22 protein-coding genes are annotated in these 20,207 nt (G+C 63.2%); 8 read left to right on the top strand and 14 right to left on the bottom strand.

What is annotated here, in order from left to right; genetic code table 11:
* Nucleotides 1-22 precede the first annotated feature (22 nt).
* Nucleotides 23-1,120, top strand: a complete 1,098-nt coding sequence (gene ychF / locus HT051_RS05915) for a redox-regulated ATPase YchF (protein WP_174541178.1) — start codon at nucleotides 23-25, stop codon at nucleotides 1,118-1,120.
* A gap of 40 nt (nucleotides 1,121-1,160) precedes the next feature.
* Here the strand turns inward: ychF and HT051_RS05910 are convergent, their stop codons facing one another.
* The 4 genes from HT051_RS05910 to HT051_RS05895 all read right to left on the bottom strand — a co-directional run bounded on the left by HT051_RS05910 (nucleotide 1,161) and on the right by HT051_RS05895 (nucleotide 6,093).
* A complete protein-coding gene (locus HT051_RS05910) occupies nucleotides 1,161-2,375 on the bottom strand; it encodes a methyl-accepting chemotaxis protein (RefSeq protein ID WP_174541177.1) in 1,215 nt (404 codons plus the stop codon).
* 189 nt (nucleotides 2,376-2,564) lie between these two features.
* A complete protein-coding gene (locus HT051_RS05905; RefSeq protein WP_174541176.1) occupies nucleotides 2,565-4,616 on the bottom strand; it encodes a bifunctional aldolase/short-chain dehydrogenase in 2,052 nt (683 codons plus the stop codon).
* A gap of 72 nt (nucleotides 4,617-4,688) precedes the next feature.
* Nucleotides 4,689-5,873 carry an SH3 domain-containing protein gene (locus HT051_RS15235; RefSeq protein ID WP_174541175.1) on the bottom strand — a complete coding sequence of 395 codons (1,185 nt, stop codon included), beginning with the start codon at nucleotides 5,871-5,873 and terminating at the stop codon, nucleotides 4,689-4,691.
* 49 nt (nucleotides 5,874-5,922) lie between these two features.
* On the bottom strand, nucleotides 5,923-6,093 hold the full coding sequence (locus tag HT051_RS05895) for a hypothetical protein (RefSeq protein WP_174541174.1): 171 nt from the start codon (nucleotides 6,091-6,093) through the stop codon (nucleotides 5,923-5,925).
* A gap of 297 nt (nucleotides 6,094-6,390) precedes the next feature.
* On the opposite strand from HT051_RS05895, the gene HT051_RS05890 reads away from it, so the two are divergent.
* Nucleotides 6,391-6,552 (top strand): hypothetical protein, encoded by a 162-nt coding sequence (locus HT051_RS05890; RefSeq protein WP_174541173.1) that lies wholly within the window; start codon nucleotides 6,391-6,393, stop codon nucleotides 6,550-6,552.
* On the opposite strand, the gene HT051_RS05885 is transcribed toward HT051_RS05890, so the two are convergent.
* From HT051_RS05885 to HT051_RS05875, 3 genes are all read right to left on the bottom strand, one after another.
* Nucleotides 6,549-7,847: an MgtC/SapB family protein gene (locus tag HT051_RS05885; protein WP_174541172.1), complete on the bottom strand. Its 1,299-nt coding sequence runs from the start codon at nucleotides 7,845-7,847 to the stop codon at nucleotides 6,549-6,551. The genes HT051_RS05890 and HT051_RS05885 overlap by 4 nt on opposite strands.
* 59 nt (nucleotides 7,848-7,906) lie before the next feature.
* Nucleotides 7,907-9,010 carry an S-methyl-5-thioribose-1-phosphate isomerase gene (gene mtnA / locus HT051_RS05880; RefSeq protein ID WP_174541171.1) on the bottom strand — a complete coding sequence of 368 codons (1,104 nt, stop codon included), beginning with the start codon at nucleotides 9,008-9,010 and terminating at the stop codon, nucleotides 7,907-7,909.
* Nucleotides 9,011-9,132: 122 nt separating this feature from the next.
* The gene (locus HT051_RS05875) at nucleotides 9,133-9,678 is read right to left on the bottom strand and encodes an adenine phosphoribosyltransferase (RefSeq protein ID WP_174541170.1); all 546 of its coding nucleotides are present in this window, start codon (nucleotides 9,676-9,678) and stop codon (nucleotides 9,133-9,135) included.
* Nucleotides 9,679-9,788: 110 nt separating this feature from the next.
* Between HT051_RS05875 and HT051_RS05870 the strand changes: the two genes are divergently transcribed.
* Entirely contained in the window at nucleotides 9,789-9,986 is a 198-nt protein-coding gene (locus tag HT051_RS05870; RefSeq protein ID WP_174541169.1) for a hypothetical protein, read from the top strand.
* 69 nt (nucleotides 9,987-10,055) lie between these two features.
* Here the strand turns inward: HT051_RS05870 and HT051_RS05865 are convergent, their stop codons facing one another.
* The 5 genes from HT051_RS05865 to petA form a co-directional block, all read right to left on the bottom strand.
* A complete protein-coding gene (locus HT051_RS05865; RefSeq protein WP_174541168.1) occupies nucleotides 10,056-10,535 on the bottom strand; it encodes a hypothetical protein in 480 nt (159 codons plus the stop codon).
* Entirely contained in the window at nucleotides 10,536-11,405 is an 870-nt protein-coding gene (locus tag HT051_RS05860; protein WP_174541167.1) for an S-methyl-5'-thioadenosine phosphorylase, read from the bottom strand.
* A gap of 693 nt (nucleotides 11,406-12,098) precedes the next feature.
* Nucleotides 12,099-12,902, bottom strand: coding sequence for a cytochrome c1 (locus tag HT051_RS05855; protein ID WP_174541166.1), 804 nt, complete (start codon nucleotides 12,900-12,902; stop codon nucleotides 12,099-12,101).
* On the bottom strand, nucleotides 12,899-14,161 hold the full coding sequence (locus HT051_RS05850) for a cytochrome b N-terminal domain-containing protein (RefSeq protein ID WP_305798178.1): 1,263 nt from the start codon (nucleotides 14,159-14,161) through the stop codon (nucleotides 12,899-12,901). The genes HT051_RS05855 and HT051_RS05850 overlap by 4 nt, the downstream gene beginning before the upstream one ends.
* 22 nt (nucleotides 14,162-14,183) lie before the next feature.
* Entirely contained in the window at nucleotides 14,184-14,768 is a 585-nt protein-coding gene (gene petA / locus HT051_RS05845; RefSeq protein ID WP_174541165.1) for a ubiquinol-cytochrome c reductase iron-sulfur subunit, read from the bottom strand.
* Nucleotides 14,769-15,198: 430 nt separating this feature from the next.
* Here petA and hemF point away from each other — a divergent pair, with 430 nt between their 5' ends.
* From hemF to HT051_RS05825, 4 genes are all read left to right on the top strand, one after another.
* Nucleotides 15,199-16,095, top strand: a complete 897-nt coding sequence (gene hemF, locus HT051_RS05840) for an oxygen-dependent coproporphyrinogen oxidase (protein ID WP_174542888.1) — start codon at nucleotides 15,199-15,201, stop codon at nucleotides 16,093-16,095.
* A gap of 271 nt (nucleotides 16,096-16,366) precedes the next feature.
* Nucleotides 16,367-16,582 carry a cold-shock protein gene (locus HT051_RS05835; RefSeq protein WP_174541164.1) on the top strand — a complete coding sequence of 72 codons (216 nt, stop codon included), beginning with the start codon at nucleotides 16,367-16,369 and terminating at the stop codon, nucleotides 16,580-16,582.
* A gap of 213 nt (nucleotides 16,583-16,795) precedes the next feature.
* Nucleotides 16,796-17,224 carry a BA14K family protein gene (locus tag HT051_RS05830; protein ID WP_246810192.1) on the top strand — a complete coding sequence of 143 codons (429 nt, stop codon included), beginning with the start codon at nucleotides 16,796-16,798 and terminating at the stop codon, nucleotides 17,222-17,224.
* Between the two features lie 408 nt (nucleotides 17,225-17,632).
* On the top strand, nucleotides 17,633-18,610 hold the full coding sequence (locus HT051_RS05825; protein ID WP_174541163.1) for a fatty acid desaturase: 978 nt from the start codon (nucleotides 17,633-17,635) through the stop codon (nucleotides 18,608-18,610).
* Between the two features lie 78 nt (nucleotides 18,611-18,688).
* Here HT051_RS05825 and HT051_RS05820 read toward each other — a convergent pair whose 3' ends face one another.
* A complete protein-coding gene (locus tag HT051_RS05820) occupies nucleotides 18,689-19,255 on the bottom strand; it encodes a DM13 domain-containing protein (RefSeq protein WP_174541162.1) in 567 nt (188 codons plus the stop codon).
* A 92-nt stretch (nucleotides 19,256-19,347) separates the two neighbouring features.
* A complete protein-coding gene (locus HT051_RS05815; protein WP_174541161.1) occupies nucleotides 19,348-19,617 on the bottom strand; it encodes an usg protein in 270 nt (89 codons plus the stop codon).
* 233 nt (nucleotides 19,618-19,850) lie between these two features.
* Between HT051_RS05815 and groES the strand changes: the two genes are divergently transcribed.
* Nucleotides 19,851-20,165, top strand: a complete 315-nt coding sequence (gene groES, locus HT051_RS05810; RefSeq protein ID WP_174541160.1) for a co-chaperone GroES — start codon at nucleotides 19,851-19,853, stop codon at nucleotides 20,163-20,165.
* Nucleotides 20,166-20,207 lie beyond the last annotated feature (42 nt).

The raw sequence follows: 20,207 nt of genomic DNA, 5'->3' as shown, positions 1-20,207 counted from the left end.
AACAACATGACGGTTGGTACCTATGGGATTCAAATGCGGCATCGTCGGCCTGCCCAATGTCGGAAAGTCGACCCTGTTCAACGCCCTGACCCAGACGGCCGCCGCGGCCGCGGCGAACTACCCGTTCTGCACCATCGAGCCCAATGTCGGCGACGTGCCGGTGCCGGACCCGCGCCTCAGCAAGCTCTCCGAGATCAGCAAATCGGCCGAGACCATCCCGACCCGGCTCACCTTCGTCGATATCGCCGGGCTGGTGCGCGGCGCCAGCAAGGGCGAAGGCCTCGGCAATCAGTTCCTCGCCCATATCCGCGAGGTCGACGCCATCGCCTATGTGCTGCGCTGCTTCGAGGATGACGACGTGGTGCATGTCGAGGGCAAGGTCGATCCGCTGGCCGATGCCGAGACCGTCGAGACCGAGCTGATGCTCGCCGATCTGGACAGCCTGGAGAAGCGCATCCCCAATCTGGAGAAGAAGATCCGCGGCCAGGACAAGGAAGCCAAGAAGGCTCTGGAGCTGGTGGAGATGGCCCTCGCCCTGTTGCGCGAAGGCAAGCCCGCCCGCCTCGCCGACGTCTCCGACGACGACCGCGCCGCCTTCAAGAGCCTTGGCCTCCTCACCTCAAAGCCGGTGCTCTATGTCTGCAACGTGGACGAGGCCTCCGCCGCCACCGGCAATGAATATTCCAAGCTGGTGGAGGAGCGCGCCGCCAAGGAAGGCGCCGGCACCGTGGTAATCTCCGCCAAGATCGAGTCGGAACTCGCCGAGCTCGATGCCGAGGAGCGCGCCGCCTATCTCGCCGAGCTCGGGCTGAACGAGCCCGGCCTCGACCGGCTGATCCGCGCCGGGTACAGCCTGCTCGATCTGATCACCTATTTCACCGTCGGCCCGAAAGAGGCCCGCGCCTGGACCGTGCCGCAAGGCACCCATGCGCCCCAGGCCGCCGGCGTGATCCATACCGATTTCGAGAAGGGCTTCATCCGCGCCGAGACCATCGGCTATGACGACTTCATCGGGCTGGGCGGCGAAGCCGGCGCCCGCGATGCCGGCAAGATGCGCCTGGAAGGCAAGGAATACGTCGTCGCCGATGGCGACGTGATGCATTTCCGCTTCGCCAATTAGCGGAAAGCGTTTAAGACGCGCCCGCAAACGGGCGCCTCCCCTAGCTCGCCCTGTCGAGGGGCTGCTCCAGCGGCACCACTTCGTGCAGAAAGGTCTCCACCGTCTCGCGCAGCACCTCGGCCTGGCGCGTCAGATCCTGCGAGACCTGCAGCACCCGCGTTGCGGATTCGCTCGTCTCGTCCACCGTCTGGGTGACGCCGGGCATATGCGCCGCCACCTCCTCGGTGCCGCGCGCCGCTTCCCGCACGCTGTGAGAAATCTCCGAGGTCGCCGAGGATTGCTGATGCACCGCACCGGCAATCTCTTGGGTGTGCTTGTTCACCTCGTTCATCGACACGACGATGCCTTCCATCGCCTCCACCGCGCCTTGGGTGGAAAGCTGGATTGCGGCAATCTGCTGGCGGATATCCACCGTCGCCTTGGCGGTCTGATCGGCCAGCGTCTTCACCTCGTTGGCCACCACGGCGAAGCCGCGCCCCGCCTCGCCCGCCCGGGCTGCCTCGATGGTCGCATTGAGCGCCAGAAGATTGGTCTGCGCCGCCACATCCTGAATCAAGCTGACCACGTCGCCGATATGCTGTGCCGCCGAGACCAGCCCCGTCACCTTCTCATTGGCGATGCGGGCATTGCCTGTGACTTCGGAGACGATGCGGCTCGCCGTCGAGACCCGCGTGCCGATCTCGCCCACCGAGACGGCAAGCTCTTCCGTCGTCGCCGCCACGGTCTGCACATTGGAGGAGGCCTCGTCCGAGGCGGACGCCACCGACGAGACCCGCTCATTGCTGCTGCTGGCAAGGCTCGCCAGCGCATGGGCCGTCTCGTCCATCTTATGGGTGTTGTCGGCAAACACGCTGAGGATGCCGGCGATGGAGGAGCGGAATTCGCGGATCAGCCGCTCATTGCGCTGCTGCTGCGGCAACCGGCCTTGCGCTTTGCGCTCGAGATCTTGCTGGTGCCGTGCGCTCCACGCCGTGGCGTCTTCCTGGAAGGCGGCCAGCGCCCGCGCCAGATCCCCGATCTCGCCGGCACGCTTCACATGCGGCACCGCGCCGTCCAAATTCCATTTGGTCAGCCGGTAGACGACCGCCTTCAAATCGCTCATCGCGCGGCCTAAGGCCCCGCCCATCAGGTAACCGCCGATCGCGGCGATCGCACCGGCCGAAGCCAGCGCCAGAAACGCCTCGCTCGGCCGCTCCGCCGGAAACCCAACCGTGAAAAAAGCAGCGGCGACGCCGAGAATCGCGGCAATCGCCATAGCGAACATCAATTGAAGACGGAGACCCATCGAAGACCCAAGCAAAGCAGTTTAGCCGAACGGGGCCTTCCTGCCGGACATGCGGCCGGCAGCAACCCCCTTGCGGGAAACACTCGCCCGATTGTGGTTAAAACTCTGTTAGGGCTAACGGATGCTTACGACCGCCCTTCGCGGTCCGATCCTTGCCGTCTAACGCAAGGCGGCGGCGATATTGCCGCCATCCACCGTCTCGATATGGCCGGTGGTCCGCCGGGCCAGCGCAAGCGCCAGAAAGCTCTGCGCCACATCCTCCGCTCTCACCTCGGCGCCCAGGAGATTGCCGCTCATATAGTCGGTCTCGGAGACGGAACGCGCCTTGGAGCGCGCCGCGATCATCGCATCGGTCAAAAGCCCGGAGCGGATCCGGTCGGCATTCACCCCGTTGGAGCGGATGCCGTCCTTGCCGTAATCCAGCGCGTATTGGCGCATCAGCATCATGGTCGCCGCCTTGGGCAGACCGTAAGGCCCGAAGTTCGGCCCCGGATTGACCGCCTGCTTGGAGATGTTGAACAGCAGCACCCCGCCTGTCCCCTGCGCCAGCATCACCTTCACCGCTGCCGAGGCAACCCGCTGATGGGCGAAGAAATTGAGCTCGAAGCTTTCCCGCAGCACTGCATCGGAAACTTCGCCGATCCGTCCCTGCCAGGCCGCGCCGGCATTGGAGACAACGATATCGACCCCGCCGAAAGTCTCGCAGATCGTGGCGAAGGCACCAGCCACTGCATCATCCTTGGTGACGTCGCAGGCAATGCCGATCCCGCCGAGGCTCTTGGCGACCGCCGCCGCCGCATCGCCGTCCCGGTCGAGCACCGCCACCGCCGCGCCCTGCCCGGCCAGCGCCTTTGCGGTCGCAGCCCCGATAGCGCCGGCCCCGCCGGTCACCACCGCGATCTGTCCGGTCAGCGGCTTCTCCACCTGACCTTTCAGCTTGGCCTGCTCCAGGCTCCAATATTCCAGCGCGAACAGATCGCTTTCCGGCAGCGGCTCATAGCGCCCGATAGCCTCCGCGCCGGTGATCACGTGCACCGAATTCTCGGCCAGATCCGCCGCCTGGCGCGCCGCCTTGGCGGTCCGGCCGATGCCGAACAGGCCGAGCCCCGGCACCAGCACCACCCGCGGCATGGGATCGAGCTTGGTCTTGCTGTATCCGACCCGGGCATTCTCCCGCTCGAAATAGGCATCGTAGCGGGCGGCGAATTCGCTCACCGCTTGCTCGACCGCGCACCTGAACCCGGCCATGTCGGAAGCGGCCGGCGGCGGCACGATCATCGGCGTATTCTTGGTGCGGATGATGTGGTCCGGCGTCACCACGCCCCGCTGGCTGTAATCGGCCAGTTCCTCGCCGTTCACATAGTCGAGGATCTCGTCGCTGGTGCGGAAATCGAGGATGAAGCGCTTCGGCTCTTCGCCCGCCTCGCCCTTTATCGCCACCGCGCCGCGGAGGATCGGCGCCACCTCGGCGACCGGCGCCAAAGTCTCGGCAAAGCTCCGCGCCCGGAAGACTTGCGGCCGCCCCTGGCGCAGCCGCGCTTCCGCCAGGCTCACCATCTCGATCATCCGCTCGTAAGCCTCTTGAGCGCTGTCGCCGAAGGTGAAGATGCCGTGCTTGTGCAGGATCAGCCCCTCGCAATCCGGGTTCTGCTCGAACACGTCGGCAGCCTTTTTGGCGAGGCCGAAACCCGGCGCGATATAGGGCACGATGCCCATGCGCCCGTCATAGATCTCTTCCGCCAGAGCCTCGCCGTCGGGCTGGTCGACGATGGAGAGCACCGCCGCGGCATGGGTGTGATCGACAAACTTGTGCGGAAGAAAGGCATGCAGCAGCGTCTCGACCGAAGGGTTCGGTGCCGATGCATCCAGCAGATTCAGCCGCTGGGAATTGACCATCGCCTCGTCGGAAAGCTCGTCCAGCGCGCGCATCTTGCGAAGCGGGCCAAGCTTCACCGCCGGCAAGCCCCAAGGCTCGATCTCGCCCATATCGGCGCCCGAGCCTTTGACGCAGAGAACGTCGTGGGTTTCCCCAAGATCGTCCGTCGCCGTGGTCTTCACCGAGGTATTGCCGCCGCCATGCAGCACCAGCAGCGGATCGCCCCCCAACAGCCGCGTGGTGTAGACGCGAAGCGCCACATCCTCGCCGACGCCTTCTTTGGCGTAGTGGATAACCGCTTCGGCGGCGTCGCTATCGCTCCACTGGCTCTGCATGCCGGAATTTCTTGCAGAGTTCGCGCGCGCCGGCAAGCAGGCTCGATGTGCAAACCGGCGAAACCTGCCGGCTCACTCCACCTCTTTGAGGAAGTTCTTATAGATCCAGCCGCTCTGCCCCTTCTCGGCATCGGTCACATGCAGCCAGCCAAGCTTCTCTTCCCCCACCTGGACCTTCTTTCCCCCTTGCACCACGGCGATGGTGGCCCCGTCATTGGAGGGCTCCTTGCGCAGATTCACCGCCGTGGAGACCACCATGGTCTTACCGCCTTGCACTGCCGGCACATCCGCCGCCGAGCCGACCGTCGCACTGGGCTGCAGATCGGCACTGGCCGCGGCGGTTTCGCTTTCCGCCGGTGCAGACGCGGTGGCTTGCTGCGCATCCGGGGCCGAGCCTTGCTCAGCCTCCGCCGGCTCCGAAGCCATCGCTCCGGCGTCGGCCACAGCACCGTCCACCGCATCTCCCATGCCCCCTCCCTTGGCCCCTCCCTTGGCGCCATGGATGACGAGCTGGGTCTGCGACCTATCCAGCACCTCGCCTTGTGCGGTGATCAGCGCGACCGTGACGTCATGCGCACCACCAGTGGCATCTTGCGGCACGGTGAGCGTCACCGCCCCGATCTCATCGGTGCGGAGCCCCCATTTGCCCTCGCCCAAGCGGCGCCCGGGCGAAAGATCGGCGTCATTCGGCAGGCCGGCAATGCCGACATAGCTGCCATCGGGAAGTCCGTCCGTGCCGTCGATGGCGATGGGGAAAGCGGCGGGCATTGCCGGCTGCGCATCCAGCGTCGCCACGCTGGAGAGAACCGGCGTCACCGCCGGCTCCTCTTTCATGGGCGGCGTTGCGGCATCGGCCGGCGAGACCGAAACCGACTGCACCGCCTCTTCGGCATCCTGGGCGACCTCCTCCGGCCCCGAGCCGCCCGATCTCGCCAGCAGCACCACGCCGACGATCAGGAGGCACACGGCCAGCGCCGCGCCCGATCCGGCAAGGATAAGCTGGTTGCGCGACCAGGAGTTCAGGCTGAAAAACGGCTTCTTGGGTTTCACCCGCGGCGCCCGGGGCGACGGGCTCGCCGGCGCCACACGCTGCGGCGGCACTTGCGGCTGCTCTGCCGCGATATGCCGGGCTAGGGCATCGTGGCTCAGCTCTTCGCGCGTCGGCTGCGGTGCGCCGGTCTGCATCTGTGGACGCGGCCGTCCCGGCATGCCCGGCGCCGGCGGGGGTCTAAATCGGTCGTGCTGTGGGTTGCTCATCGACATCTCTCCCTCATGCGGTCCGGTGACCGCCTACGGCGATCATGCATTACTCACCCGCATCTTCGTCCGGCGCGAAACAGCCGGAATAGTCGATCGTTGGAAAACCAGAGGTCGGCGGACGCGGCTTCCTGCGGCGCATCGGGCGCAGCAGATCGCTCGAACCTGCCGGCCGGGCAGGATGCAAGCGCGAAGACACGAGCTTGAAGACAAGACGCATTGCGTCCCTCCAAAGCCCCCCAGCTCAACCCCTGCTAAATCTTGGGCTTTTCGGCGCGTTTTTTATCCTCGCGCCCCAGCCGATCCCTTGAGGAAATTGTATTCCCCCCTCAAAGGTTAATGCAACCGCACAACCGTGGCCCAAATGTGGAACGCCGTTCCCGATCACCAAAACGGCCGCCTGAAAGCGACCGAAAACCGTCATTGCGGCCCGCTAAGTCTCATTCCAAATCACCGCCAAGCAGGCTAGGGTCGGGCAAACGCGCAATCGACATTTCGAGGCATAGGGGGGACCGACATGCCGATTATTCTCTTTCTCGTTCTCGTCGCCCTGGTGGCGACCTTCGGGTTTTGGGGCACCCTGAAAGCCATCATCGGCGCTGCGGGCGTCATCATATTGCTGGTGTTTCTCGTCGTCGCGGCGCTCGCCATTCTCGGCGCCTTGCTGTTCAGACGCTAGACGCTGACCCAAAGCAGCGCCGCGCCGAGCCCGGTGGCGATGATCGCCGCCGTCGCCAGCATCACCCGTTTGGCGACGGCGAAATCGCCGAGTCCGGTAACGATACCGACCTTCACCAGCGTATTGCTGAGCGCGGCGACGACGATGGCGATCACCGCGCCTTGCATATCGCCATTCCGCGCCACCTCGGCCATGGACAAGGTGATGGCGTCGACATCGGTCAGCCCGGCCAGCGCCGCCACCACATACATGCCTTGCGGCGGAAAATCCTGCTGCACGATGTTCACCGCCAGCAGCACCACGGCGAACAACGCGGCGAACTTGGCCGCATCCAGCAGATTGAACGGATTCTTCACCTGAAGATCTTCCGCCGCCTCGCCGTTCATCCCGGTTTTCTGGCTGCGCCAATACAGCCAGGCCGCAAATCCGGCCGTGACCGCACCCATGGCCACAACCGGCCAGAGCAGCGCCATGAACAGGCTCCAATTGACGATGCCGACCGCAACCAGGATGCGGCCGAACATAGCCACCCAGGACAGCATGATGCCGCAAGCCAGCGCATCAGCGAGCTGCGGCTTCTCCCGGCTCTGCTTGGCGAAGGAGAGCGCCACCGCCGTTGAGGAGACCAGCCCGCCGCTGAGCCCGGTCAGCGCCGTGCCCCGCCCGGGGCCGAGCAGCCGGGTGAGCAGATAGCCGACCAGCGAAAGCCCGGAAATCAGGATCACCAGCAGCCACAGAAGATAGGGATTGATCGCCCCCCACGGATCGATGGTCCGGTCCGGCAAGAGCGGCAGGGCGATGAAGCTGGCGATCAACAGCCGCAAGCCGGCGAAGACTTCCGGCCAGCCGAGCTTGGCGACGAAATTGTGCAGCGGGCGCTTATAGGCGAGCACCGCGGCGGTCACCACCGCAAGCCCGATGGCGAGCTCGCGGTAGCCCAGCATCACCATGGCGCCGAGCAGGAACACCACCAGCGCGGCGATCTCGGTGGTCAGCCCGGTCTCCTCGTCCTCTCTGGCGGTGACGAAATAGCCGACCAACACGAACCCGCCGACCAGCAGGAAGGTCGCCGGCAGAAGCCACGGAAACCCCGCATCCTTGGCAAGCCAGCCGGAAGCCGCGCCCGCCAGCGACAGAAGCGTGAAGGTGCGAAGCCCGGCGATCAGATCGCCCTTGGTGCCGTCGCTTTTCTTGCCGCTGCCTTTGCGCTTCTCCCGCTCGATGCCGACAAGCGCGCCGAGCAAAATCGCGATGGCAAAGTTCAAAGCGACGCTGAGAAGCGCTTGCCGCTCCATCCGGTCTCCTCCCGGTCGGTCCGGACGATTGTCTTGCAGTCAGCTTAAGACTTAGCGCCTCAGGCTGCCTGTCTCTTCGCGTGTTCAGGATATAGGACGCGCAAGCCGTCGGGCGTTGCCGGCGTGCCCCCCCGCTCGGTGATGAAACCGGTCACCATCTTCCGCGGCGTGACGTCGAAGGCATAGTTCGCTGCCGGCGTTCCCTCCGGCGTTATCTCCACCGTGGCGACGGAGCCGTCGGGCAGCTTGCCGGTGATGAACTTCACCTCGTCCCCGCCCCGCTCCTCGATGGGAATGTCGCGCCCGTCGGTCAAAGTCCAGTCGATGGTGCTAGAGGGCAGCGCCACGAAGAACGGCACATCGTTATCCTTGGCGGCCAGCGCCTTGAGATAAGTGCCGATCTTGTTGGCGACATCGCCGCCCACCGTGGTGCGGTCGGTGCCGACGATGCAAAGATCGACCTGCCCCTGCTGCATCAGATGCCCGCCGGCATTGTCGGCGATCAGCGTATGGGGCACGCCATGAGCACCGAGCTCGAAAGCGGTGAGCGAAGCGCCCTGATTGCGCGGCCGCGTCTCGTCGACCCAGACATGCACCGGAATACCGGCATCGTGCGCCATATAGATCGGCGCCAAGGCCGTGCCCCAATCGACGGTGGCCAGCCAGCCGGCATTGCAATGGGTGAGGATGTTGACCGGCTCGCCCTTCTTATGGGCGGCATGGGCCTCGATGACGCCAAGCCCGTGCTCGCCGATCCGGCGGCAGGTCTCCACATCTTCGTTGCAGATTTCCGCCGCCCGCGCATAGGCCGCCTCGGCCCGCTCGTCGGCAGGTTTGTCGGCAACGGCACGCTTCATCTCCTCCAGCGCCCAGCGCAGATTGATCGCCGTCGGCCGGGTCGAGGCCAAGATCTCGCTGGCGTCCACCAGCCAATCCTCGGTCGCATCCTCGCGCATCGCCAACGCCAGCCCGTATGCGGCGGTGGCTCCGATCAGCGGCGCCCCGCGCACCTGCATGGTCTTAATCGCATGCGCTGCATCCTTCACCGATTTCAGCGCGACGATCTCGAACGCGAAGGGCAGCTTGGTCTGGTCGATGATCGAGACCGACCAGCCATCCTCGTTGAGCCAGATGGTGCGGTAGGGCTTGCCGTTGATTTTCATCTTTACTCCTCGTCATGCCCGAACTTGATCCGGGCATCCAGAGCTGAAAGTCCTGAGGGTCGCGGCCCTGGATCGCCGGGTCAAGCCCCGCGATGACGACTGCGGGAACAACCCGAAGCGCCTCACTCCCCTTCGAACGAGATCAGCGTGTGGCAGTTGATGCCGAGGCTCCCGAGCCGGGCGCAGCCGCCGAGATCCGGCAGGTCGATAACGAAGGCCGCGCCGACCAAATTGGCGTCGACCTTGCGCAGCAGCTTCGCCGCCGCCTCCGCCGTGCCGCCGGTAGCAATCAGATCGTCGATCAGCAGCACCCGCTCGCCATTCTGAATCGCATCCTCGTGGATCTCGATCACGTCGACGCCGTATTCGAGCTCGTAATCCTGGCCGATCGACTTCGAGGGCAGCTTGCCTTTTTTACGGATCGGCACGAAGCCGCAGCCGAGCTTGTCGGCCACTGCGCCGCCGAGAATGAAGCCGCGCGCCTCGACCCCCGCCACCGCTTGGATACCGGCATTGCGGTACGGCTCCGCCAGCTGCGAGACCGCCGAGCGGAACCCCTCCGCATGGCCGAGCAAGGTGGTGATGTCGCGGAACATGATGCCGGGCTTGGGGTAATCCGGTATCGTTCGCACGAGACCTTTGAGCTCCACCTCAGTTGTAACGGTCATTGCAAAAAGGTCTCCCTGACGAATTGCGCAACCCGTTAAGGGAAAGGGCTTCGGCGTCGATAGTCAATCGCGCAATTGCCGAAAGCAGCCGGGGAACAAAGGGGGTTCCAATGGAAGACACCAATCGCGTCACCATCAAGGATATCGACATCCCGTTCTGGCGGATCGTGGCGATCATGATCAAATGGAGCATCGCCGCCATCCCGGCGATGATCGCTCTCCTGGTGATCTACACCGCCGTGGTGGTGGTCGTCGCAATGGTTCTGGCGATGTTCGGCGTCGAGCTGCCGACCGAGACCATCGAATAGCGCAAGGCCGGCGCGCGGCTTTAGGCATTCAGCACGCGCCCAAATGGATTTCTCGATGCTGGCTCGATTCTATTGAGTCAGTTCGGGGAATTCGTGTTCGAGTGTCTGGCGAGCTTTCTCAATTGCTCGATGCAGCTTGTACTTACGGCCATCGATCCATTCCACAAGAAGCCCTCCTTCGGTATCGCCGATGTAGGTAGCTCCTGTTCTCATAACTCCCGCAATGGACGGATAAGTCGGCCTTGTTCGCCCGGAGTCAAATCCTTGAAGACTGTCCGTACGCGAAAGACGGCAATGCTTCGACGCCAGCGCAAATCCCCGAACAATTTCAAAGGCATTATTGTTTTGCTTCTGCATCTTATCACAAAATCTTCTAGCCTCTTGATCGGCCTTCTTGGCGTCCAGAATCCGATTCTGGAATACATAGTCGACCACGTGAAACGTCGCCATACAGGCGAGCATCCCTAAGCGCAGATCTCGATTTGATTTGACGAAGTCCTCGACCGTCGGCTTTACAATCTGCTCGTAGTAGCGATTTGCCTCGATCATTCACAGCACCCGCCCGGCCACGGCATCGAGCTTGGCGATCAACTCCGGATCGCGCGCTTCCGGCGCGGTGATGATCGCGGTCTCCAATGCCCGGTCCGACCCGATCGGGCAGGGCTCATGCTCGCGCGGGAAATCCTGCGCCAGCCGGGCGACGAGACGCCCTGCCCGCTCCGCATTCGCCGTCAGCACCTTGATGATGTCCTGCACCGTCACCGCGTCGTGGTCCGGATGCCAGCAATCGAAATCGGTGACCATGGCGACGGTCGCGTAGCAAATCTCCGCCTCCCGGGCGAGCTTGGCCTCCGGCAGGTTGGTCATGCCGATCACCGAATAGCCTTGGGCTTTATAGGTGAGGCTCTCCGCCAGGGTGGAGAATTGCGGCCCCTCCATGCAGACATAGGTCCCGTCCCGCACCACCTCGATATCCTCCGCCATCGCCGCCTCGGCGAGATGAATGCGCAAGCGGGGCGAGACCGGATGAGCCATGGAGACATGCGCCACGCAGCCCTTGCCGAAGAAAGAGGAGGCCCGGTTGAAGGTACGGTCGACGAACTGATCGACGAGCACGAAAGTGCCCGGCGGCAGCTCTTCCTTGAAGGAGCCGCAGGCCGAAAGCGAGATCAGGTCGGTGACCCCGGCCCGCTTCATCACGTCGATATTGGCGCGGTAGTTGATGTCCGACGGCGACAGGCGATGCCCGGTATCGTGCCGCGGCAGAAACACGATCGGCAGGCCCGCAATCTCGCCGATGCGAAGCGCACCGGACGGCTCGCCCCACGGACTCTCCACCCGCTCCTCGCGCACATTCTCCAGCCCCGGCAGATTGTAGATCCCCGATCCGCCGATCACCCCCAACACCGCTTTGGTCATTCTTGCCTGTCCCTGCCGTTCTCGTTGTCCAAGCCGCCGTCATGGCCAGGCGCGTCCCGCACCATGACGGACGCAGCCTAGCCGATGATTTCCATCGCTGGCGAGAGGGGACGGTGTTTAAGCCGGCGAAACAAACCCGCCTCGTGGTTCGAGACGCACGGCGCGGCCCCACCCACCTTCGTCATGCCGGCAACAGCCGGCATCCAGCTAAGCCCCGTGCTGCCGCTAGATTCCGGCTGACGCCGGAATGACGGAGCCCGTGTGCCCACGCACATTCTTCCACGTCATTGCCGGGCTTGACCCGACAATCCAGGGAAGCTTGCTCCGAGCCCGCGGCTCTGGACCCCCGGGTCAAGCCCGGGGGTGACGACGGAGAAGACGGCACGGGCCTCACCTCTCCCCACTGGGGAGAGGTCGGATGCGCAGCATTCGGGTGAGGGGAAAGAGGAGCCCGCAAGCTTGGCACCCCCTCACCCCAACCCTCTCCCCCAAGGGGAGAGGGAGCAGGCTGCGGCGTGCCGATCCAAGATGCCGGTTCACGTCCTTCACCACGTCATTGCCGGGCTTGACCCGGCAATCCAGAATGGCTTGCTCCGAGCGTGTGGCTCTGGACCCCCGGGTCAAGCCCGGGGGTGACGACGGAGAATGTGGCGATCTACCGATAGGATCGCCTGTCCAGCTCACCCCACCTCGCTAAATCGCCTTGTGGTGCTTGCCTTTCCACACCGCCTTCTTGGCCAGATACATGATGATGGCGAAGACGAACAAAAACACCATCACCCGGGTGCCGAGCTTGTGGCGCTCTTCCAGCTTCGGCTCCGCCGTCCACATCAGGAAGGCGGCAACGTCCTTGGCGTAATTGTCGAGCGTCTTGGGCGTATCGTCGGTATAGGGCACCACCCCATCGGCCAGCGGCGGCAGCATCGCGATCTGATGGCCGGGAAACGCCTCGTTGTAATGCATGCCCGGTGCCATCTGCATGTCGTCCGGCTTCTCGCCATATCCGGTCAGCAGCGAATAGATATAGTCCGGCCCGCCCTCGCGCGCCTTGGCCATCACCGAAAGATCCGGCGGCAGCGCCCCGCCATTGGCGGCGCGGGCCATCTGCGGATTGGCGAACGGCGCGACGAAGCGGTCAGACGGCCGCCCCGGCCGCTTGAACATATCGCCCTGATCGTTCGGCCCGTCGGTCACTTGCGCCTGCGACGCCAGGGTCTTCACGTCCCCCTCGGAGAACTCGGGTCCGCCGGGCTCGCCGAGATTGCGATAGGACATCAGGTTCATGGAATGGCAGTTGGCGCAGATCGTCTTATAGACCTGATAGCCGCGCTGCAGCTGCGCCCGGTCATACATGCCGAACGGACCGGAGAACGACCAGTCGAGCTCCTTCAGCTCGGGCCCGTGTTCGGCAGCCTGCGCCGGCACCGCAAGCACCGCCGCCAAGCCAAGCGCCGCAGCCAGTCCGGCGGCGCGCATCCGCGTCATCGAAAAGCTCATGCGGACGCCTCCGCCTTGGCAGCCGCTTCCTTGCCGAGCACCGCCTCGGTGATCGAGCCTGGAAGCTGCTTCGGCTTTTCGAACATGCCGACCACCGGCATCACCACCAGGAAGAAAGCGAAATAGTAGATCGCCCCAAGCCGCGACAGCAGCACGTAGATACCTTCCGGCATCTGCGAGCCGAGATAGCCGAGCATCAGGCAGTCGGCCACGAACAGCCAGAAGAACCATTTGAACACCGGCCGGTATGTCGTGGAGCGCACCTTGCTGCGGTCGAGCCACGGCACAAAGAACAGGATGGCGATGGCGCCGAACAGCGCCGCCACGCCGATCAGCTTGTTCGGGATGGCGCGCAAGATCGCGTAGAAGGGCAGGAAATACCATTCCGGCACGATATGCGGCGGCGTCTGCAACGGGTTGGCCGGCACGTAATTGTCCGGATGGCCGAGATAGTTCGGCGCATAGAACACGAAGCCGGCGAACAGCAGCAGGAACACCACCAGCGCGAACCCGTCCTTGATCGTGTAATACGGATGGAAGGGCAGCGAGTCCGACTTCAGCCGCACATCGATCCCGGCAGGGTTGCCGTTGCCCGGAATATGCAGCGCCCAGATATGCAGCAGCACCACGCCCGCGATCACGAAGGGCAGCAGGTAATGCAGGGCGAATAGCCGGTTCAGCGTCGGTCCGCCCACCGCATAGCCGCCCCAGATCCACTGCACCAGCGTGGTGCCGAGCCCCGGGACCAGCATATCCAGCGACGAGAACAGGTTGGTGATCACCGTCACCGCCCAGAAGCTCATCTGCCCCCAGACCAGCGAATAGCCCATGAAGGCGGTGGTGATCATCAAAAGCAGGATCAGCACGCCGAGCATCCACAGCACCTCGCGCGGCGCCTTGTAGGAGCCGTAATAGAGGCCGCGGAAGGCGTGGATATAGACGGCGATGAAGAACATCGAGGCGCCCACCGCATGGGTGTAGCGCAAGAACCAGCCCCAATTCACGTCGCGCATGATCGCTTCGACGCTGTTGAAGGCGTGGTCGGGCGAAGCGACGTAATGCATCGCCAGCACGATGCCGGTGACGATCTGCACCGCCAGGCAGAACACGAGGATGCCCCCGAAGGTCCACCAGTAGTTCAGATTACGCGGCGTCGGAAAATCGATGAACTGCCCGTGCACCATGCGCGGTATCGGCAGTCTCTCATCGAACCACGCGCCGAGCTTGCTGCTCGGCTGATATGTAGACTGATGTGCCACTTACCCCCCAGAGGTCGTCAGGTCAGCCGATCTTGATCTTGGTGTCGCCGGTAAAGGCGTAAGGCGGGATCGCCATATTCTCCGGCGCCGGGCCTTTGCGGATGCGTCCGGCGGTGTCGTATTGCGAGCCGTGGCACGGGCAGAACCAGCCGCCGAACTCGCCTTTATTGGAGCCGGGCGCCTGCCCGTCGGGAATGCAGCCCAGATGCGTGCAGATGCCGATCATCACCAGCCAGGGTTCCTTGCCTTCCGCGGCGCGGTTCTCGTCCGTGGCCGGGGCGTCGTCCGGCAGGTTGGCGTTGCGCGCCACCTTGTCGGGAAGCTCCGAAAGCGGCACGTCCTTGCCGGCGGCGACCTCGTCGTCGGTACGGTAGCGGATGAAGATCGGCTTGCCGCGCCACATCACGGTGATCGCCTGGCCGCGCTCCATATGGCTGAGATCGACCTCCGTCGTCGCCAGCGCCTGCGCCGAGCTGTCGGGGTTCATCTGATCCAGCAGCGGCCAGATCGAGGCCACGCCCAGAACGCCCGCGAACCCGCCAGCGGTGATCAGGATCACGTCGCGGCGCGAAACGTCTTCGTCGTCTTCGGTAATGGATGTGCTCATGAGGCCTGGAGACTGCAGATACTGAAAACGGAGGATCGGAAATGCAGAAGGCGTCCGCAGCTATGCGGCTGTCGGGCGAGACGTCTTAACGCGGTCTCCAGCCGTCGATTATGGTCGAACACGGCCACAACAACTCCCATATTCCTTGCCGTGCAGATTTGCCCGGATAGTCCCCGGCGGCACGTGCGTCGCTCCCTCATCTCGCCCTCGTTTGGGGTGGGGCGAGTCATCTCATGCCCTTTTGTCGCACCCCCCGCTTGGGCTTGTCCACCTCCGTCTAGCGCTAAATTGGCGCAGATTGACGCACCCTCGATAGGAAATGCCTATCGAATGATAGGCTGTCGAAAACAGCCAAAAAATTGGTTTTAAAGGGAGAATTCGCGTGTCCAACGATCAGCAGACGCAGCAGCGCCCAGAACAGCCGGAAGGCCTGGAAGCCGGCAGTTTCGAATCAGAGCAGCACAAAGCCCGCGCCTCGAACTGGTTCGAACAATTGAGAGATTCGGTCTGCGACACGCTTCAGTCGATCGAGGACGAGGCCGGCGGCCTGCCCGGCACCGAGCATCTGGCGCCCGGCCGTTTCGAGCGCACACCCTGGCAGCGCAAAGACCATACCGGCGCCGAAGGCGGCGGCGGCATCATGTCGGTGATGAAGGGCCGCGTGTTCGAGAAGGTCGGCATTCACACCTCCACCGTGCATGGCGAGTTCCCGCCGGAATTCGCCTCCCACGTCCCCGGTGCCGATAAGGATCCGCGCTTCTGGGCATCCGGCGTCTCCTTCATCGCCCATCCGCTCAATCCCAACGTCCCCACAGCCCATATGAACACCCGCATGGTGATCACCTCCAAAGGCTGGTTCGGCGGTGGCGGCGACCTCACCCCGGTGCTCGACAAGCGCCGCACCCAGGAGGATCCGGACTCGGTGGATTTCCACGCCGCCATGAAGGCGGCCTGCGAGGGTCAGCCCTCGGCCGACTATCCGCGTTTCAAGGAATGGTGCGACGAGTATTTCTACCTGGCCCACCGCCAGGAGCCGCGCGGCATCGGCGGCATCTTCTACGACTATCTCGACACCGGCGATTGGGAGGCGGATTTCGCCTTCACCCAAGAGGTGGGCAAGCGCTTCTTCGATATCTATGCGCAGATCGTCCGCCGCAATATGGATAAGCCTTGGCAAGACGAGGACCGCGAAGAGCAGCTCGTCCGCCGCGGCCGCTATGTCGAGTTCAACCTGCTCTACGACCGCGGCACCATCTTCGGGCTGAAGACCGGCGGCAACGTGGACTCGATCCTCTCCTCCATGCCGCCGGTGGTGAAGTGGCCTTAAACCGCGGTTTCCCTCAATTTCGCCCCGAGTTTGCCACCATAATACCCCTTGCCAAGTTGTCGCACTTCGATCATGCTCGCGGATACTGGGCGCCTGATCCCTATTTGGTTTGTGAGGTTTTAGGGCGCGGACTTGGACGACGGCAAAGTTAGCGGCCTCCTTTGAAGAAGAAGCACGACCCTTTCCCGACATTTCAAGACGTCTTACGGACCTCCTATCTCGGAGGACGAGAGGCCCGTTTGTGTAAACTTCTACGGGAAAGGATTCCCTCATGACTCGTGTCAACGGCACTGTAAAATTCTTCAATCACACCCGCGGTTTTGGCTTCATCGCCCCCGATGACGGCGGCAAGGACGTGTTCGTCCATGCTTCCGCTCTGGAGCGTTCCGGCATTCCGCCGCTGAACGAAGGCGACAAGGTCTCCTTCGAGATCGAGGACGACCGCCGCGGCCGCGGCAAGCAGGCTGCCAATCTGCAGCTCGGCTAACGCTTAAGCGTCAGCTTCGAGAGATTTCGAACCGCCGGGCGAAACGTCCGGCGGTTTTTGTTTGTCCGTTTCCTTCCCAAAAGCCCCATTCATCCGGGGTTCAGCTTGGTGGCGCTATTTCGCCTTAAACCGCCGTTAATCATGGCGGAACTGACCCCCAGCCGAAGGGAACCGCCCCACTCGGAAGACGGTTCTCGATCGAGGAAACTGACAATGATGCAGACTTTCTTCAAAACCTCCCTCGCCGCGGCCGCGATTGCCCTGGTCGCGGTTTCCGCGATCGCCCCGGCCTATGCCGGCGACCGCCACCGCGGCTATCATCACAACGATCGCGGCTATAGCTACAATCGCGGTTACAACCGCGGCTATGATCGCGGCTATCACCGCGGACGCGATTACGACAATGGCGATGCCCTGGCCGCCGGCCTGCTCGGCTTCGGTGTCGGCGCCGTTGTCGGCAGCGCCATAACGGCCCCGCCTGCCCCGCCCCCGCCGCCGGCCTATTACGGCCCGGTCGGCTATGCTGCACCGGCGGCTTGGTCCCCCGACTGGTATTCCTATTGCTCCAGTCGCTATCGCAGCTTCAACCCGCGCACCGGCTATTTCATGGGCTATGACGGGCGCGCCCATTTCTGTCGTTAGTCTCGTAAGACGTCTCTCCCAAGACGAGGCCCACTCAACCCGCAAGGACCAACCCGGTCTTTGCGGGTTTTTTCTTTGCGGAACAGAACCCTACGCTGAGCCGAGCTGCCCGGCGGGGACCGTGAGCATTGCGACAAACCGCGCGAGCCGCGAACTGTCGCCAATCCCTGAACGTTCGTTGAGAAGCTATTTACTGATGGGACATTTCGCCGGTGATCGGGAAGAAATGTCGCTTGCGAAGCCGCGCTGTCATGCGCGAAGGTCAAGATATGAGTCTGGAATCGATTTGGTTCAATGCCAGGCTATTGCCTGAGACTCGGCGAAAAGACTCGCGGCCGTGCCGGCAAGCCTTGAACTGACCGGCGTCCATTGGATCGCGGCGAAAGGGAAGACAGGGAACACAAGGCTATGAGCACTCAAGCATTGCCCCCGTATGTTGACGGTATTCCGCGCGGAGAGGAAGCGCCGCGCGACCGCCCCGATCCGAAGACCGAGCGGGAGGCTATGGGCAAGGTGAGGCCCTATCAGGGCATGGTCGCCTGGCCCACCGTGTTTCTCGCCCTCGGCATCCTCATCGCCTTCGCCCTGGTGACGACCCTGGCTACCATGCGGATCATCCCGCTCTGGCTGGGCATGATCCTCAACACCCTCATTCTTTATGCCGACCAGACCCCGCTGCACGAGGCTTGCCACGGCAATATCGCCGGCAAGAACTCCAAGATGGTGTGGCTCAATCATCTGGTCGGCTTCGTCGCGGGCTCCTTGCTGCTCCACGAGTACAAGGCCTTCCGCCACATGCACATGGCGCATCACCGCGAGACCAATAACCCCGAGCTCGATCCCGACCACTGGGTGGATGTGAAGGGCTTCTGGAACGTGCTGTTCCGCTGCCTGACCATCGTCTTCTACTACCAGCACTATTTCTGGAAATACGTCGCCTTCAAACCGCATATCCCGGGCATGCGGCCGCTGGCGACCCACATCGTCCTGATGTACACCTTCTATTACGGCCTCGCCGCGGTGCTCTGCTACATGGGCTATTGGCGCGAGGTCTTCATGCTGTGGCTGATCCCGCACATCCTGGCCTCGGCGATCATCATCTATCTGTTCGCCTTCGTGGCCCACCAGCCGCATGTCACCCGCGAGCGCTATCGCGACACCAACGTGTTCTGGTTCAAGGGCAAGATCACCGGTCCGCTGGTGAACGCGGTCTATTTCTTCCAGAACTTCCACCTGGTCCACCACCTGTTCCCGCGCGTGCCGTTCTATCTCTACGGCAAGGCTTTCGTGGATCTGAAGCCGGTGCTGGATAAGGAGCGTGCGCGCATCCACGAATACGGCGACTTCCATCCCAAGCCTTTCGGCCACGAGTCGGAAGCCTCGTAGCGAAACTTGATTTGAGTCGTCATCACCGGGCCGTGGCGGACCGGCGCTTTGTGCCGGAATAGCGCCGCGAGCCCCCGCTCAGCCTTGGCTCTCGACGCCTTGGTCCTCAACGCCTTGATCCTTCACGCCTTGATCCTTCACGCCTTGGCTCCCACGAGCCTGCCCCTCGAAGCTGAGATCGGCCGGCGAGATCAGCACCGAGAATTGCTGGCACCAGATCACCACACTCGGATAATCCTTCAGATCGACGCCTGCGGGGATCGGATATTTCTGGTTGCCCTTGAAGGCGCGCAAGCGTCCGAGGTCGACATACATCGTGTCGGTCACGTCGCTGGAGGCGCGGATATCCGCCTTCGGCACCAGATAGACATGATAGTCCGGCCCCGGCCCCACCTCGAAATCCTCGCCCAAGAACACGAGCCCCGGATAGACGCTCACCCTGCCCTTGCCGTAATGCACCGGATCGGACGGATTGGCGTGGATGAATTCGCCCGTGGCGACCGGGTTGGCGGTTTCCGCTTCGGTCAGCGTCTCGGAGGCGGGCGGCGGCGGGAAGAAATAAGGGAATGAGAAGATCCCGATCAGAAATCCGATCGCACCGCCGAGTATCCCGCCGAAAAACAGCCCCTTCAGCCAGTTCCACATGAGCGCGCCCCTTCGATCCCTCAAGCAGATACAACCTTGAGCCTGCCATAGGGCCGGAACACACGCCAGCGGCGCCTTGCCGAGCGGCGGTTCTAGTGGACGCGCAGCTCGCCGTCGAAGAAGCGGAAATCGCGCGGCCCCACCAGCCGCTTATGCGCCACCCGCACCCGGTAGAGCGGGCCTTCCAGATTCTCCGTCCAGAAGTCCAGGAACTGGATCAGTTTGGGAAAGCGTGGCGCCTGATCGTAATCCTGCCAGACATAGCTTTGCAGCAGCCCCGGATGGTCGGGCAGCCGGTAAAGGATCTCGGCGGTGGTGAGAGAAAAACCCTGAAGCTGGGAAAGGAGCGCGGTGTCGGTCATGCGAAGTCCCCTGCTTTTGTTCTTTTACGATTCAAAATTAAATCGCTCTCTCCCACCCAAGTCCAGATATTATGCAGGAAAATCAGGTATCTAGCAGCCATCGCGAGGGACTGCTGACAGAATTGGCACTCTCCTATTGAAAGTGCTAAAATCCCTCGCTAAATACCGTGCGAAACGGCCTCGATCCCGGGGCCGGATCTTAAGAACATCAATGCTTAGAGGAGAGTTAAGCCATGCAGTTTCGTCCGTTGCATGACCGTGTCGTGGTGCGCCGGGTCGAGGAGGGCGAGAAGACCAAGGGCGGTATTATCATCCCCGACACTGCCAAGGAAAAACCGCAGGAAGCGGAAGTCGTCGCCGTCGGCCCCGGTGCACGCGACGAAAAGGGCGAGCTTCAGCCCCTCGATGTGAAGGTCGGCGACCGCGTGCTGTTCAGCAAATGGTCCGGCACCGAAGTGAAGATCGACGGCGAAGACCTGTTGATCATGAAGGAAAGCGACATTCTCGGCGTGCTCGGCTCGGGCACGGCTGCGAAGCAAGCTGCGTAAATCATTCCGTCATCTGCAAGGCGCGGACGACACCGTCACGCC

Source organism: Methyloligella sp. GL2, assembly GCF_013341275.1.
Lineage (GTDB): Bacteria > Pseudomonadota > Alphaproteobacteria > Rhizobiales > Methyloligellaceae > Methyloligella.
This window is presented reverse-complemented; position numbering and strand designations above follow the sequence as displayed.

What these genes read in the sequence shown, in the direction of transcription:
- HT051_RS05865 (WP_174541168.1), bottom strand. Translation starts at nt 10,535, where the DNA reads ATGATCGAGGCAAATCGCTACTACGAGCAGATTGTAAAGCCGACGGTC.
- HT051_RS05820 (WP_174541162.1), bottom strand. Translation starts at nt 19,255, where the DNA reads ATGTGGAACTGGCTGAAGGGGCTGTTTTTCGGCGGGATACTCGGCGGT.
- HT051_RS05855 (WP_174541166.1), bottom strand. Translation starts at nt 12,902, where the DNA reads ATGAGCTTTTCGATGACGCGGATGCGCGCCGCCGGACTGGCTGCGGCG.
- HT051_RS05830 (WP_246810192.1), top strand. Translation starts at nt 16,796, where the DNA reads ATGATGCAGACTTTCTTCAAAACCTCCCTCGCCGCGGCCGCGATTGCC.
- HT051_RS05825 (WP_174541163.1), top strand. Translation starts at nt 17,633, where the DNA reads ATGAGCACTCAAGCATTGCCCCCGTATGTTGACGGTATTCCGCGCGGA.
- HT051_RS15235 (WP_174541175.1), bottom strand. Translation starts at nt 5,873, where the DNA reads ATGAGCAACCCACAGCACGACCGATTTAGACCCCCGCCGGCGCCGGGC.
- HT051_RS05835 (WP_174541164.1), top strand. Translation starts at nt 16,367, where the DNA reads ATGACTCGTGTCAACGGCACTGTAAAATTCTTCAATCACACCCGCGGT.
- ychF (WP_174541178.1), top strand. Translation starts at nt 23, where the DNA reads ATGGGATTCAAATGCGGCATCGTCGGCCTGCCCAATGTCGGAAAGTCG.
- HT051_RS05890 (WP_174541173.1), top strand. Translation starts at nt 6,391, where the DNA reads ATGCCGATTATTCTCTTTCTCGTTCTCGTCGCCCTGGTGGCGACCTTC.
- HT051_RS05870 (WP_174541169.1), top strand. Translation starts at nt 9,789, where the DNA reads ATGGAAGACACCAATCGCGTCACCATCAAGGATATCGACATCCCGTTC.
- HT051_RS05905 (WP_174541176.1), bottom strand. Translation starts at nt 4,616, where the DNA reads ATGCAGAGCCAGTGGAGCGATAGCGACGCCGCCGAAGCGGTTATCCAC.
- HT051_RS05910 (WP_174541177.1), bottom strand. Translation starts at nt 2,375, where the DNA reads ATGGCGATTGCCGCGATTCTCGGCGTCGCCGCTGCTTTTTTCACGGTT.
- HT051_RS05860 (WP_174541167.1), bottom strand. Translation starts at nt 11,405, where the DNA reads ATGACCAAAGCGGTGTTGGGGGTGATCGGCGGATCGGGGATCTACAAT.
- HT051_RS05815 (WP_174541161.1), bottom strand. Translation starts at nt 19,617, where the DNA reads ATGACCGACACCGCGCTCCTTTCCCAGCTTCAGGGTTTTTCTCTCACC.
- petA (WP_174541165.1), bottom strand. Translation starts at nt 14,768, where the DNA reads ATGAGCACATCCATTACCGAAGACGACGAAGACGTTTCGCGCCGCGAC.
- HT051_RS05885 (WP_174541172.1), bottom strand. Translation starts at nt 7,847, where the DNA reads ATGGAGCGGCAAGCGCTTCTCAGCGTCGCTTTGAACTTTGCCATCGCG.
- HT051_RS05895 (WP_174541174.1), bottom strand. Translation starts at nt 6,093, where the DNA reads ATGCGTCTTGTCTTCAAGCTCGTGTCTTCGCGCTTGCATCCTGCCCGG.
- HT051_RS05875 (WP_174541170.1), bottom strand. Translation starts at nt 9,678, where the DNA reads ATGACCGTTACAACTGAGGTGGAGCTCAAAGGTCTCGTGCGAACGATA.
- mtnA (WP_174541171.1), bottom strand. Translation starts at nt 9,010, where the DNA reads ATGAAAATCAACGGCAAGCCCTACCGCACCATCTGGCTCAACGAGGAT.
- groES (WP_174541160.1), top strand. Translation starts at nt 19,851, where the DNA reads ATGCAGTTTCGTCCGTTGCATGACCGTGTCGTGGTGCGCCGGGTCGAG.